Source organism: Agromyces sp. NPDC055520 (assembly GCF_053619715.1).
On sequence record NZ_JBSHJY010000065.1, the window covers coordinates 1 to 13,895 of the forward strand.

The window sequence follows — 13,895 nt, forward strand, 5'->3', positions numbered from 1 at the left end:
GGATCACATGACGCGTCATGTGATCCGCCGCCGTGGCGATCATTCGATGCCGCGACTCACTTGGAGACGGGCAGTCCGAGATCTTCGAGCGTGGCGACCGCGGTCGTCTGCGCGGTGCCGAAGATGTCGGCGACGGTGGTGCTGCCGCCGGCGACGCCGGCCGCGGTCTCGTTCATCTTGGTCAGCGAAGCGAAGCCCGGTGCATAGACGAAGTCGGGGCTCAGGTTGCCCGAGGCCGTTGCCAGCTCGGCGAGCACGTCCTGGCCTCCGAACTGACGGAGCATCTTCTCGCTCGTGGTCGGCGTGCCGTTGGCGGCCACGACGAGACCCTGCGAGGCGAGGTCGTCGACCTGCGTGTTGAACCAGGCGTTGAACTCCATCGCCGCTTCCGGGTGCTCGCAGCCCTTCATGACCGCGACGCCGGAGCCGCCGTCGGGGCCCGTCAGTGCGCCTGCGCCGAAGTCGGGCAGTTGGGCGATGCGCCACTGGCCCTCGGCCGGGGTGCCGTCGAGGGAATCGAGCAGGAAGCCGGCCTCCCAGGCCGCGCCGACGTGGCCGATGAGGCTGCCGTCGTTCAGCGCTTGCGTGAAGGCCTCACCCCAGCGCTCGGTGGCCAGCGTCTGCTTGTTGTCGATCAGGTTCTGCCAGAAGGCGGCGACCGTCTGGCTGCCCGCGCCTTCGGTGTCGACGGTCCATCCGTCGTCGCTCGACCCGAACCAGGAGTCGCCGGCCGCCGCCGCCTGAGCCGACAGCCAGGAGAGCGCCTCGTCGGGCGTGAAGGCGGTGACGTACTTGCCGGCGGCCGCCGCGGCCGCGGAGTCGGCGGTCAGCTCGTCGAGCGTGGTGGGCACCGAGAGGCCGAGGTTCTCGAACTCGGTCGCGTTGTAGAAGTACACGAGGGGGCCGGTGTCCTGGGGGTAGCCGACGACGGCATCGCCGACGGTCATCATCGAGTACGCGCCGGCCGAGAACTCGTCCTCGTGCGTCGCGGCTTCGTCGGACACGTCCTCGAGCAGGCCCTTGACGTACATCTGCGGGACTTCGGAGTACCCGACCTGCGCTAGGCATGCGGCGTTGCCGGCCTTGACGTCGGTCTCGAGCTTCAGGATCATGTCCGTCGCCGCGCCGTCGAACTTCGTCGCCTTCACCTGGATGTCGGGGTTCGCCTCGTTCCAGCGATCGACGATCTCGCTGACCGGAGTCATGCCCTCGCCGTCGGGCAGACGGTGCAGGTAGGTGATCTCGACGGGACCGTCGGCGCTGCCCGAGTCGCTGTCGGTGCTGCAGGCCGCAAGCCCGAAGACCGAGATCGCCGCGACCGTCGCAACTGCGGCGGTGCGTGCGAAGCGAGTGCTGTAGGTCATGTATCGCTCCTCTTTGAGAGAATCGCCGCCCGTTGGTGCACGGGCGTGCCCACCGGCCGACTCGATGCGCTCGCGCGCACCTCATCGACACTTGTGGAATGAATGTTTGCGCTCACATTACTCCTCTGACGCGTAAACTCAAGCGAGCGCCGCAAATTCGTGCTCGCCATGTACAGCGCGAACACTCCTGCACCGGTCCGCAGACCGATGGCCGCGGCGCCGCAAGCATCGAAAACGAGAGAACGGATGAATCCATGAGTGGCATCGTTCCCGCACCCGTCCGGTTCGAGCTCACGGACGCCGCACCGTTCCGGCTCGCCGCGGGTGCTCACATTGTCGCACCGGGAGTTGCGAGGAAGATCGGAGCCCTGCTGGCCAGCGAGCTCCGGGCTGTGCTGGACCTCGAGCTTCGCGTCGTCGACTCGCCCTCCGGCCAGGCCGACATCACACTCGTGCTGCTGCCCCACGACGAGTCGGGCGACGACGAGGGCGACGAGGACTACCGCCTCCAGCTCTCCGACCAGGGCGCCGTCATCATCGCGAGCACGCCGACCGGCCTCTACCGCGGCACGCGATCGCTGCGGCAGCTGCTGCCGGTTCGGGGCGCTACCGGCGCCCCCGACGCCGGATGGATCGTCCCGGCGGTCGAAGTGCACGATGCTCCCCGATTCGCCTATCGCGGCACCATGCTCGACGTCGCGCGGCACTTCTTCCCCGTCGGCGACGTGCTGCGTCTCATCGACGCGGTCGCGATGCTGAAGATCAACCACTTCCACCTGCACCTCACCGACGATCAGGGCTGGCGCATCCAGATCGACGCGTGGCCCGCGCTCACCGGCATCGGCGCATCGACCGCGGTCGGCGGCGCCCCGGGCGGCTTCTACACGAAGGCCGATTACGCGCGCATCGTCGCGTACGCCGCCGACCGATTCATCACGGTCGTGCCGGAGATCGATCTGCCCGGGCACACCAACGCCGCCCTCAGCGCCTACCCCGAGTTGAACCACGACGGCATCGCCCGCGCTCCGTACGAAGGGGTGGAGGTGGGGTTCTCGTCGCTCAGCGCAGCGCCCGACCGTGCGGCGGCGACCGATCGCTTCCTCGCCGACGTCACCCGCGAGATCGCCGAGATCACTCCCGGGCCATGGCTCCACATCGGCGGCGACGAGTCGTGGTCGACGCCCGCAGCCGACTATCTCGACCTCGTGCAACGCATCACCGCCGCTGCTGCCACGACCGGCAAGACGGTCATCGGGTGGCATGAGATCGGCGCATCGAGGGCACTGCCCGCCGGCACGATCTCGCAGTACTGGAGCTATCTCGTGCCGCAGGAGAACGCGGCAGCACTCACCTCCTCCGTCATCGAGCAGGGCGGACGCGTCATCATGTCGCCCGCCGATGCCGCCTACCTCGATATCCGGTATCCAGGCGCACCGGCGACGCCGAACGGCTACGAACTCGGGCTCGACTGGGCCGACGGCCCGACGTCGCTCGAGGCGGCGTACGCCTGGGAGCCGACCGCGGTCGTCCCGGGGGTCGGCGAGGCCCAGGTGCTCGGCGTCGAGGCCCCCATGTGGACCGAGACGGCCCTCACGATCGATGATGTCGAGTTCATGGTCTTCCCGCGCCTCGCGGCGATCGCCGAGATCGGCTGGTCGCCCGCGCCGAGCAGCGGCGGCCGTGATTTCCCGGACTTCGCCGGACGGGTCGCCGGGCTCGGCGCGATGTGGGATGCCGCGGGCACCGTGCACTGCCCGGTCGACGACATCGCCCGGGCCACCCGATGACGGAGGTGCGGCGCGATCGGGTCGACGGGCGCCCTGGATCGAGCGACCCGAACGCCGCGTGACGTCGCAGCCCGGGTGGGCTGCCCGGGCAGGGGGCGAGCGGATGCCGCGGGGCAGGCGGCACCCGCGACATCCGCTGGTCTGTGGTTATTTGACGCTGCCGGCCGTGAGGCCGCCGACCAGGCGCTTCTCGATGATCATGAAGAGGATGACGACCGGCACGATCGCGACGATCGAGACTCCGAAGACGTACTGCCACGAGGTCTCGTACTGGCCGACGAACTTCGTGAGGGCCACGGAGAGCGGCTGGTTGCCCGCCGTCGAGAGGATCACGAGGGAGGCCGCGAACTCGTTCCAGCAGGCGACGAAGGTGAACACGATCGCGGTCACGATGCCCGGCCAGACGAGCGGCAGGTTGATCTTGAACAGCACGGTCATGCGCCCGGCGCCGTCGATCTGCGCGGCCTCGTCGACCTCTTTCGGCACGCCCGCGAAGAAGGAGTGCATGATCCACACGGCGAACGAGAGGTTGAACGCGGCGTTGATGAAGATCATCGCGGCCCACGTGTCGATCAGGTCGAACGCGAGGAACTGGCGGAACAGACCCGAGGTCAGTACCGCGGGCTGCAGCATCTGCGTGACGATCACGAGGAAGAGGAACACCATGCGGCCCGGGAACTTGAACCGCGCCGTGTAGTACGCGGCCGGCATCGCGACGAGCAGCACGAGCAGCGTCGCGAAGACCGAGATCACGATCGTCGAGATCAGGTTCTGCGGCAACGGCGTCTCGGGCGTCGACCACATGTTGATGTAGTTCTCCCAGTGCCACTCCTGGGGGAAGTAGGTGGGGTCGACCGAGCGGATCTGCGACTTGGTCTTCACCGAGCCGAAGAACATGATGATGTACGGCATCACGAAGACGGCGAGCACGATGAGGCCCGCGAGCATGCGCACGAGCACCGTGCCGAGTGGCACCTGGTCTTCGGTGTAGCGGCGCTTGCGAGCGGATGCCGCGGGCGGGGCGATCGTCTCGAACGCGGGTGCGGTGACGGCCACGATCAGACCTCCTTCATGGGCTTGACCACGCGCACGTAGACGGCGACGATCACGATGACGATGACGAATGCGACGACCGAGAGCGCACTGGCGACATCGACCTTGTGCTGGTTCTGGATGTATTTGAAGATCATCGTCATGATCGTGTCGGCGTCGTAGCCGGGGATCGACCCGGTCATCACCTTCAGGATCGGCAGCGAGTTGAAGACGTTGATGATGTTGATGAGCACGGCGACCGCGAGGGCGCTGCGCAGCTGCGGGAACACGACGGCCCAGTAGGTGCGCACGGGCCCGGCGCCGTCCATCTTGGCGGCTTCGAGCACCTCGCCCGGCACCGTCTGCAGACCCGCGAGGATCGTGTAGGTCGTGAACGGCAGGGAGACGAAGATCGCGACGACGATCGACCACGCGAACGCCGTTTCCGGGTTCCGGGTCCACCCGTACCCCTCAGGCGTGGACACCAGGCCGACATCGACGAGGAACTTGTTGATGATGCCGAAGTACGGCTCGAGTCCGTAGTAGACGACCATCGTCGTCATGACGACGGACGCGGCCCACGGGATGATCACCGCGAGGCGCACGATGCGTCGCCCGGGGAAGGCCTTGTTCAGGATCTGTGCGAGCCCGAGCGAGATGAGCACCGTGAACGCGACGACCACGACGACCCACACGATCGTGCGGCCGAAGATGGGCCAGAAGTAGGGGAAGTTGAAGACCTCGATGTAGTTGTCGAGGCCGACCGAGCCCTTGTCGAGCCCGGAGATCGAGATGTCGCGGGTCGAGTTGTAGAACATGACGACGGCCGGGAACAGCACGACGCCGAAGATGAGGATCAGGGCGGGCCCGATCCAGGGCAGCGAGGCGAGCAGGTCGCGGCCGCCGGGGCGGCGGGTGCCGGTGCTCCCGCCGCCGTCGGTCTCGCGCCCGGAGCGGGGGCGGCTCTCGGCCGCCCCCGCCTGGATCGGTGACGCATCGGATGTGGTGCTCATGGTTCGGTGGTCACCGATCCCTCCGGGTGTTGCGAGTGGACTGCTGGCGTGACGGGCGGGATCAGCCCGCGTCGGCCTGCGCCTGGATCTCGGTCAGCACGTCCTGCGCGGGCTTCGTCTGAAGCTGTCCGAACAACGCCTTGAACGCGGCATCCGTGGCCGACCACTTGGGGTTGGTGCTCGGGTAGAACTGCGCGTCGGGCAGCACCTCGAGGAACGGCGCGAGCGCCTCCTCGGAGCCGAGTGCCTCAGCGCCGGACTTGGTGACGGGCAGGAAGCCCTCGGCCTGCACCCACGGCACGTACACGTCGGAGGTGTAGTAGTAGTCGAGGAACTTCGTGATCGCGTCCTGCTTGTCGCCGTCGTTCTGGAAGGCCATCAGCTGGTCCATGACGCCGACGGTCATGGGGCTGCCGTCCTTGGTGGGGATCGGGACGATCGAGTAGTCGAGCTCGGGGTTGTTCTCCTCGATCTGGCCGACGGTCGGCGGGAGGCCGACCTGCATGCCGATCTTGCCCTGGATGAAGATGTCCATGAGCGGCGAACGGTCGGTCGAGCCCGGGTCGGCCTGCGTGGCGCCCGCGTCGATCATCTTCTTGATCTGGTCGGCACCGGGCAGGTTCGCCGGGTCGTCGACCGTGATCTCGGTCGCGTCGCCGAAGGTGCCGCCGCCGCCCCAGAGCCACACGGCCGCTTCGGCCTGCGCCTCTTCGGAGCCGAGGGGCATGCCGTAGCCGGCGATGCCGCCGCCGAGCGCCGAGACCTTCGTCGCGGCGTCGAGCAGTTCGTCCCAGTTGGTGGGCGGGGCCGTGACACCGGCCTGCTCGAGCAGCGCGTTGTTGACGAACAGCGCACGGGCCGAGGCGATGAGCGGCAGCGCGTACGCGGTGCCGTCGACCTCGGCGTTGGCGATGAACGAGTCCTGGAAGTCGCTGAACGTGTCGGCCGAGACGACGTCTTTCGCCGGGTAGAGCAGCTCGTCGGCGGCGAAGCCGGCGAAGGGGCCGCCGTTGTAGATGTCGGGAGCCTCACCGCCCTGGATCTTCGTGGCGATGACGGTCTCGAGGTTGTCCCACGACTGCACCTCGAGCTTGACGTCGATGTCGGTGTTCTCGGCTTCGAAGCCCTTGATCACGTCTTCCCAGAGACCCTGGGTGTTGTCGGAGTAGCTCGGCACGAGCAGGTCGAGCGTGGTCTTGCCACCGGCTTCATCGCTCGAACCGCCGCCGAACCCGCAGGATGCGAGCGTGAGCGACGCCATTGCGGCGAGCGCGACGGCCGTGCCGAGGCGCAGAGACTTCTTCATGGATGCTTCCTCACTGTGGTGGATGGTGCACCAGCGCCTGAGTTGAAGCCTCGCGCGACGGTGCGGTTGCCCAGCATTCTGCAGTGGCGACCTCGCCAATGTGCAGACTCCTGAACGTTTGGCCGAGCAAACGATCAACATCATTCACTCGACGCACGAAAATCTATGTCGAATGCCACCGCCCCGTCAAGGCGTGCAACAGATTCGTTATCAGATTTTGTTCAGATCCCTCACAAACCCCGCGAAATGGAGGATCTCTTCCAAACAATCGTCGAACTGATCGTTGGACATCGGTTGCAGTCATCTGCAATCATGAGAAGTCACAACGGCGCAGATCTTCCGCGCCGCTCCCCGAACACCCCTCTGGAGCCGTCTTGACCGAGCAGCCGACCACCGCACACACGCCCGCCTCGCACATGGCGGCCGAGCTCGCCTCGCAGCCCCAGACCTGGGCCGAGGCCGAGACCCTCCGCGCCGAGCAGGCGCTGCTGCCCGGCAGCGGGGCCCGCATCGCCGTCGTCGGCTGCGGCACCTCGTGGTTCATCGCGCAGTCGTACGCGTGGCTGCGCGAATCGGGCGGGCACGGCGAGACCGATGCGTTCGCCGCCTCCGAGGCCTTCGTCGACCGCGGCTACGACGCCGTCGTCGCCCTCACGCGTTCGGGCACCACGACCGAGGTGCTCGAACTCGTCGAGCGGGTCAAGGGTCGCGTGCGCACCGTCGGCGTGATCGGCGATGCATCCTCACCGCTGGCCGGCCTCGTCGACGACGCCGTGCTGCTGCCGTTCGCCGACGAGCAGTCGGTCGTGCAGACCCGATTCGCGACGACCGCGCTCGCGCTCTTCCGCGCCTCGCTCGGCGAAGACCTGAGCGGCGCGATCGCCGACGCCGAGCGTGCGATCGCCGAAGAGTTCGCACCCGAACTGACCGATGCCGAGCAGTACACCTTCCTCGGCCGCGGCTGGTCGGTCGGGCTCGCCCACGAGGCGGCGCTGAAGATGCGCGAGGCCTCGCAGTCGTGGACCGAGTCGTACCCGTCGATGGAGTACCGCCACGGCCCGATCGCGATCGCCGCGCCCGGCCGGGTCACCTGGCAGTTCGGTGCGGCCCCCGAGGGCCTCGCCGGCGACGTCGCCGCCACCGGCGGGCGCTTCGAGGCCGGCGCGCTCGACCCGATGGCCGAGCTCGTGCGCGCCCAGCGCGTGGCACTCGCCCGCGCCCGCGCGAAGGGCCTCGACCCCGACGCGCCGCGCAACCTCACCCGTTCCGTCATCCTCGGCGCGTGATGACCGAGCACTCCGCCTCCGACGCGACCCGGCTCGGCCCGGGCGACGCGGTGCTCGCCTTCGACGTCGGCGGCACCGACACGAAGTCGGCGCTCGTCGACGCGTCGGGGCGGGTGCTGGGCCTCCGCCGCACGCCGACTCCGCTCGACGCAGCCGACCCGGCCGGCACGATCGTGAGCTCGCTCGCCGGGCTCGCCCGCGAGCACCTCGCCGCCGCCCCGGGCGTCGTCCCCGTGGCCGCGGGGCTGAGCGTGCCCGGCCTCGTCGACGACGTCGCCGGCGTCGGCATCTTCGCGTCGAACCTCGGTTGGCGCGACGCGCCGATACGCGACCTCGCCGAGGTCGCCCTCGGTCTGCCGGTGGCATTCGGTCACGACGTGCGCGCAGCCGGCGACGCCGAGCACCGGCTCGGCGCGGCCCGCGGTTACGGCGACGTCGTCGTGCTCGCGATCGGCACCGGCATCGCGAGCGCGCTCGTGCTCGACGGGCGGCCCTACGCGGGCGGAGGCTACGCGGGCGAGATCGGTCATTCGCTGGCCGACCCGCTCGGCGAGCGCTGCCCGTGCGGCGCGATCGGATGCCTCGAGACCATCGCCTCCGCCGGCGCGATCGCGCGTCGCTACTCCGCGGCATCCGGCACCCCGGTCGACGGTGCGCGGGCGGTACTCGAAGCGGCCACCGCGGGCGACCCGCTCGCCCGCCGCGTGTGGGCCGACGCCGTCGAAGCGCTCGCCGAGGCGATCGCACGGCTCGTCGCGACCCTCGCCCCCGAGGCCGTCGTGATCGGCGGCGGACTCGCCCAGGCCGGGCCCGCGCTCTTCGGCCCGCTCGAGACGCGCCTCGACGCGCTGCTCAGCTTCCACCGCCGCCCGGCGCTCGTGCACGCCGAGCTCGGCGACGACGCCGGCCTGCTCGGCACGGCGCTCGCCGCTCGCGACCTCGCCGCCGTGCGGGCCGCCGCCGTGCTCCACGAAACCGGTGCCGCATGATCCTCACCGTCACTCCGAACCCCGCACTCGACCTGACCTGGCACGTCGACCGGCTGCAGCCGGGCGAGTCGCACCGGGTCGATGCCGGCGCCGCGCGGGCAGGCGGCAAGGGGCTCAACGTCGCCCGCGTGCTGCACGCGCAGGGGCACGAGGTGCTCGCCCTCACGACGACCGGCGGCACGGTCGGCGCCGAGTTCGCCGCAGAACTCGCAGGCAGCGGCATCCCGCATCGCCTGATCGCCGTGAGCGGCGCGACCCGGCGCAGCATCGCCGTCGTCGACGAGTCGAGCGGCGAGTCGAGCGTGTTCAACGAGCGCGGCGCCGCCCTCACGGCCGCCGAGGCCGCCGAACTCGCCGCGACCGCACTCGAACTCGCCGCCGGAGCCGACGCCGTCGCGATCTGCGGCAGCCTGCCCGCCGGATTCGGCCCCGACGAACTCGGCGCACTCGTCGCCGCGCTCGTCGCCGCCGGCGTGCCCGTGATCGTCGACACGAGCGGCCCCGGCCTCACCTCGGCGGCCCGGGCCGGCGCCTCGGCGCTGAAGCCCAACGCCGAAGAACTGCGCGCCGAGACGGGCCTCGACGACCCGGTGGCCGGCGCACGCCGCCTGATCGAGTGCGGGGCCGGCCTCGTCGTCGCCTCGCTCGGTTCAGAGGGGCTCATGATCGTGTCGGCGGATGCCGCGGGCGAGGTGCGTGCCCGATTGCCGCGGGTGCTGCACGGCAACGCGACGGGCGCGGGCGATGCCGCAGTCGCCGCGATCGCGGCCGCGTTCACCGAGGCGCCCGACCTCGCCGCCGACGCTCCGGCCGCGGCAGAGGCCCGGGCACGCCTGGCGCGGCGCGCGACCGCCTGGTCGGCCTCGGCCGTGCTCATGCCGCTCGCGGGCGAGCTGTCGCCCGAGCACGCAGCCCTCGAACGCGAGGTCGTCGTGACGACCGCCGTGACGACCACTCCCACCCCTCCCACCCCGACCGGCAGCGCCGGCTCCCCAGCCCCGGAAGCGATCGCATGACCCTCACCCCCACTCGAGCCGTCCTCGCCGCCGCCGTCGCCGAGGGCCGTGCCGTCGGCGCGTTCAACGTGCTGCACCTCGAGACCGCCGAAGCCCTCGTTCGGGCGGCCGAGCGCACCGGACTGCCGGTGATCCTGCAGATCTCAGAGAACGCGATCCGCTACCACGGGGGCTTCGAGCCGATCGCCCGCGCCACCCTCGCCGTGGCCGAGGCGTCGAGCGCCGCCGTCGCCGTGCACCTCGATCACGCCGAAGACCCCGAACTCGCACTGCTCGCGATCGACCACGGCTTCGGGTCGGTCATGTACGACGGCGCCAAGCTCGACTTCGCCGACAACGTCGAGACGACGCGCAGGGTCGTCACGTACGCCGCGACGACCGGCGTGCTCGTCGAGGCCGAACTCGGCGAGATCGGCGGCAAGGACGGGGCCCACGCGCCCGGCGTGCGCACGGACCCCGCCGAGGCGGCGCAGTTCGTCGCCGAGACCGGCGTCGACGCCCTCGCCGTCGCGGTCGGCTCGTCGCACGCGATGACCGAGCGGGTCGCGTCGCTCGACCTCGAACTCATCGGGCGATTGCGGGCGGCCGTGCCGGTGCCGCTCGTGCTGCACGGCTCATCGGGCGTGCCCGACGAGACCATCGTCGCCGGCATCCGCGCCGGGCTCACGAAGATCAATGTCTCGACCCACCTGAATGCGCAGTTCACCGGGGCGATCCGCCGATTCCTCGACGAGCATCCGACGGTCGTAGACTCGCGCAAGTACCTCGCCGCCGGCAGAGACGCCGTCGAGACGGAGGCAGCCCGCCTCCTGCGCCTCTTCGCAGGGAAGGACCCCAACGGATGAATCGTGCCGAGCGTCTGAGCGCCGTCCTCGACCTCCTCGCCGAGGGTGGCCAGGTCGACGTCGACCAGATCGTCGAACGCCTCGAGGTGTCCCCGGCCACGGCCCGGCGCGACCTCGACGCGCTCGCCCAGCAGCAACTGCTCACGCGGACGCGCGGCGGGGCGGTCGCGCACTCGGTCGCCTACGACCTGCCGATCCGCTACAAGAACCAGCAGAACTCCGACGCGAAGGCCGCGATCGCCCGAGCGGCCAGCGCGCTCGTGCCGCGCGGCGCCGTCGTGGGCCTCTGCGGCGGCACGACGTCGACCGCGATCGCCGACGCCCTCATGTCGCGGGGCGACATCATGGAGCCGGCGCCCGACCCGAGCCTGACGGTCGTCACGAACGCGATCAACATCGCGATGCAGCTCGCGATGCGGCCGCAGATCAAGACGGTCGTGACCGGCGGCGTCGTGCACGCCCGCTCCTACGAGCTCGTCGGCGCATACACCGACGCGGTGCTCGGCAGCATCACGCTCGACCTCGCCTTCATCGGCGTCAACGGCATCGACCCGCTCGTGGGGCCGACCTCGCACGATGAGCGCGAGGCCGCCGTCAACGCGCTGATGGCCGGGCGGGCGACGCAGGCGGTGCTCGTGGCCGACTCCTCGAAGATCGACAAGCGAGCGTTCGCGGCGATCGGGCCGCGGCGGCTGTTCTCGACGATCATCACCGATGCCGGCATCACACCCGACCAGCGCGAGCGCCTCGCCGACGCGGGCTACGACGTTATCGTTGCTTGAGTGAGCACCTCACCCGTCGTCATCCATTCCGCACGCCTCGTGAGCGGCGCCGATACCGTCACCGACGCGTGGGTGCGCTTCGACGGCGATCGGGTGACCGCGCGCGGCATCGGCGACACCTGGCGCGACGGTCTCGCGGCCGTGTCGGCGACGGTGACGGATGCCGCGGGGTGCTTCCTCACCCCCGGATTCATCGATCTCCATTGCCACGGCGGCGGCGGCGCAGCCGTCGACGAGGGTGACACGGCGATCGAGACCGTGCTCGCGGTGCACGGCGCCCACGGCACGACCCGCTCGGTGCTCTCCCTCGTGACCGCGTCCGTCGACCGGCTCGCTCACGAGCTGGCGACGATCGCCCGGTTCGCCGAGCGCGACCCGCGAGTGCTGGGCGCGCACCTCGAGGGTCCGTTCCTCGATCGGGAGTTCCGCGGAGCGCACGACCCGGGCCTCCTGCGAGGTGCCGACGAGGCATCCGTCGACCTGTTGCTCGACGCCGCAGCCGGAATGCTGCGGCAGATCACGATCGCCCCCGAGCACGACGGCGCGCTCGAGGCGATCGCCCGGTTCGTCGCGGCCGACGTCAGGGTGGCCGTCGGCCACACCGGCGCCGATTTCGAGACGGCGCTCGCCGCGTTCGACGCCGGCGCCTCGATCCTCACGCATGCCTTCAACGGCATGCGGGGCATCCACCATCGCGCCCCGGGACCCGTGACGGCGGCGATGCACGCCGACCACGTCACCCTCGAGGTCATCAACGACGGCGTGCACGTGCACCCCGACGTCGTCAAGCTCGCCTTCGCCGGCGCACCCGGCCGGGTCGCGCTCATCACCGATGCGATGGCGGCGACGGGCTCGGCAGACGGCGTCTACGTGCTCGGCTCGCTCGAGGTCGTCGTGACCGACGGCGTCGCGCGCCTTCGCGAGGGCGGCTCGATCGCCGGTTCGACGCTCACGCAGGACGACGCGCTGCGACGTGCGGTCTTCGAGTGCGGCATCCCGCTCGACGAGGCGGTCGGCGCGCTGACCGCGACCCCGGCTGCGGCGATCGGCCGCGCCGGCGATCTCGGCCGCCTCGACCGCGGGTTCGCCGCCGACGCGGTGCTGCTCGATGCCGAACTCGGCGTGCGGGCGGTTTGGAGCGCGGGCGCACGCCTGGTCTGATCGGCTCGAACGCCCGGCGATCGGGAACGGGGCCCGGAGGCGTGTTCCCCTTCGCCTCCGGGACTCCCGCCCGTTCGAGCGGCGGCATCGTTTCCCCCGATGCCCTCCGCTCCTCGCCGGCTGGGCCGGCACCCGTCTCGGGCGTTCGGGTCGCCTGAGACGGCGGTGGGTGGAGGGCGGTTGAATGCCCTCACCTGAGAGACGGCGAATCGACGCGACTATGACGCGGCTTTCGCGAAATCTTTTCCATACCCGTTTCCCAGTGATCTCTGCTGGAATAGGGGGGATCCGAATTCACCGCGTCATGATTCCCGTCTCGACGCGTCTCTCGTATGGAACGCCTCTCGACCCCGCGTGCCATCCGTCACCCGAAGGAGACCCGTCGTGCCACCGCTGCGCACCGACCGATCGGCCGACGCCGCGCTCATCGAACGCACGCGCGACGGCGACGGCGCCGCGTACGCCGAGCTCTGGCACCGGCACTCGGCTTCGGCACGCACCGTCGCCCGTTCGTACAGCTCGCTCGACCCCGACGATCTCGTCGCCGAATCCTTCACGAAGATCTACAGCGCGATCCTCGCGGGGGGCGGCCCCACCGGCGCGTTCCGCCCGTACCTGTTCACGACGATCCGCAACACCGCGGCCGGCTGGGGGCGGGCCCGGCACGAGACGACGCTCGAGACCCTGGAGTCGTTCGAGGACCCCGATTCGAGCGAGTCGGCGACGCTCGACTCGCTCGACCGCAGCGCCACCGCACAGGCCTTCCGGGCGCTGCCGACCCGCTGGCAAGAGGTGCTCTGGTATTCCGAGGTCGAGAACATGACCCCGGCCCAGATCGCACCGCTGCTCGGCATGAGCGCCAACAGCACGGCGGCGCTCGCCTACCGAGCTCGCGAGGGCCTGCGTCAGTCGTGGATCCGGGTGCATCTGCGCAACCCCGCCAACGCCCCCGAGTGCCAGTGGACCATCGACCGGCTCGGCACCTACACGCGCGGCAAGCTGCGCACGCGTGAGACGACGCGCCTCGAAGCGCACCTCGACGACTGCGCCCGGTGCACGATCGTCGCGGCCGAGGCGCGCGAGGTGGGCTCGCGGCTCGCCCTCGTGCTGCTGCCCCTCACCGCGGGCGTCGGCGGCGCGACGGCGTATTCGGCCTGGCTCTCGCAGGGCGCCCCGGTCGCCGAGGTCGCGATGGGTGCCGCGGGCATGCCCGCGGTCATCGTCGGCCACGCGGCGGCGACGGGCTCGGCCGGCGCGGGCGCGGGCGCGGGCTCCACCGCCGGCGCGGGCTCCACCGCCGGCGCGGGCGCAGGC

The 13,895-nt window shown here is 70.5% G+C and carries 12 protein-coding genes; 8 read left to right on the forward strand and 4 right to left on the reverse strand.

Going from position 1 to position 13,895, the window contains the following annotated elements; translation table 11 throughout:
- Nucleotides 1–56: 56 nt before the first annotated feature.
- Nucleotides 57–1,364 (reverse strand): ABC transporter substrate-binding protein, encoded by a 1,308-nt coding sequence (locus tag ACWGST_RS16215; protein ID WP_452047699.1) that lies wholly within the window; start codon nt 1,362–1,364, stop codon nt 57–59.
- Between the two features lie 254 nt (nt 1,365–1,618).
- Here ACWGST_RS16215 and ACWGST_RS16220 point away from each other — a divergent pair, with 254 nt between their 5' ends.
- Entirely contained in the window at nt 1,619–3,151 is a 1,533-nt protein-coding gene (locus ACWGST_RS16220; RefSeq protein WP_452047700.1) for a family 20 glycosylhydrolase, read from the forward strand.
- 147 nt (nt 3,152–3,298) lie between these two features.
- Here ACWGST_RS16220 and ACWGST_RS16225 read toward each other — a convergent pair whose 3' ends face one another.
- From ACWGST_RS16225 to ACWGST_RS16235, 3 genes are all read right to left on the reverse strand, one after another.
- On the reverse strand, nt 3,299–4,207 hold the full coding sequence (locus ACWGST_RS16225; RefSeq protein ID WP_452047701.1) for a carbohydrate ABC transporter permease: 909 nt from the start codon (nt 4,205–4,207) through the stop codon (nt 3,299–3,301).
- A 2-nt stretch (nt 4,208–4,209) separates the two neighbouring features.
- A complete protein-coding gene (locus ACWGST_RS16230) occupies nt 4,210–5,196 on the reverse strand; it encodes a carbohydrate ABC transporter permease (RefSeq protein WP_452047702.1) in 987 nt (328 codons plus the stop codon).
- 61 nt (nt 5,197–5,257) lie between these two features.
- Nucleotides 5,258–6,502: an extracellular solute-binding protein gene (locus ACWGST_RS16235; RefSeq protein WP_452047703.1), complete on the reverse strand. Its 1,245-nt coding sequence runs from the start codon at nt 6,500–6,502 to the stop codon at nt 5,258–5,260.
- 416 nt (nt 6,503–6,918) lie between these two features.
- Here ACWGST_RS16235 and ACWGST_RS16240 point away from each other — a divergent pair, with 416 nt between their 5' ends.
- The 7 genes from ACWGST_RS16240 to ACWGST_RS16270 form a co-directional block, all read left to right on the forward strand.
- Entirely contained in the window at nt 6,919–7,788 is an 870-nt protein-coding gene (locus ACWGST_RS16240; RefSeq protein WP_452047710.1) for an SIS domain-containing protein, read from the forward strand.
- On the forward strand, nt 7,788–8,777 hold the full coding sequence (locus ACWGST_RS16245) for an ROK family protein (RefSeq protein ID WP_452047704.1): 990 nt from the start codon (nt 7,788–7,790) through the stop codon (nt 8,775–8,777). Before ACWGST_RS16240 ends, ACWGST_RS16245 begins: the two co-directional genes overlap by 1 nt.
- Complete coding sequence (locus ACWGST_RS16250) at nt 8,774–9,793, forward strand: 1-phosphofructokinase family hexose kinase (protein ID WP_452047705.1); 1,020 nt, start codon at nt 8,774–8,776, stop codon at nt 9,791–9,793. Before ACWGST_RS16245 ends, ACWGST_RS16250 begins: the two co-directional genes overlap by 4 nt.
- Nucleotides 9,790–10,638, forward strand: a complete 849-nt coding sequence (locus ACWGST_RS16255) for a class II fructose-bisphosphate aldolase (RefSeq protein WP_452047706.1) — start codon at nt 9,790–9,792, stop codon at nt 10,636–10,638. Before ACWGST_RS16250 ends, ACWGST_RS16255 begins: the two co-directional genes overlap by 4 nt.
- The gene (locus ACWGST_RS16260; RefSeq protein WP_452047707.1) at nt 10,635–11,420 is read left to right on the forward strand and encodes a DeoR/GlpR family DNA-binding transcription regulator; all 786 of its coding nucleotides are present in this window, start codon (nt 10,635–10,637) and stop codon (nt 11,418–11,420) included. Before ACWGST_RS16255 ends, ACWGST_RS16260 begins: the two co-directional genes overlap by 4 nt.
- A complete protein-coding gene (locus ACWGST_RS16265) occupies nt 11,421–12,581 on the forward strand; it encodes an N-acetylglucosamine-6-phosphate deacetylase (RefSeq protein ID WP_452047708.1) in 1,161 nt (386 codons plus the stop codon).
- A gap of 384 nt (nt 12,582–12,965) precedes the next feature.
- A partial coding sequence (locus ACWGST_RS16270) for a sigma-70 family RNA polymerase sigma factor (protein WP_452047709.1) occupies nt 12,966–13,895 on the forward strand: 930 nt, incomplete at its 3' end.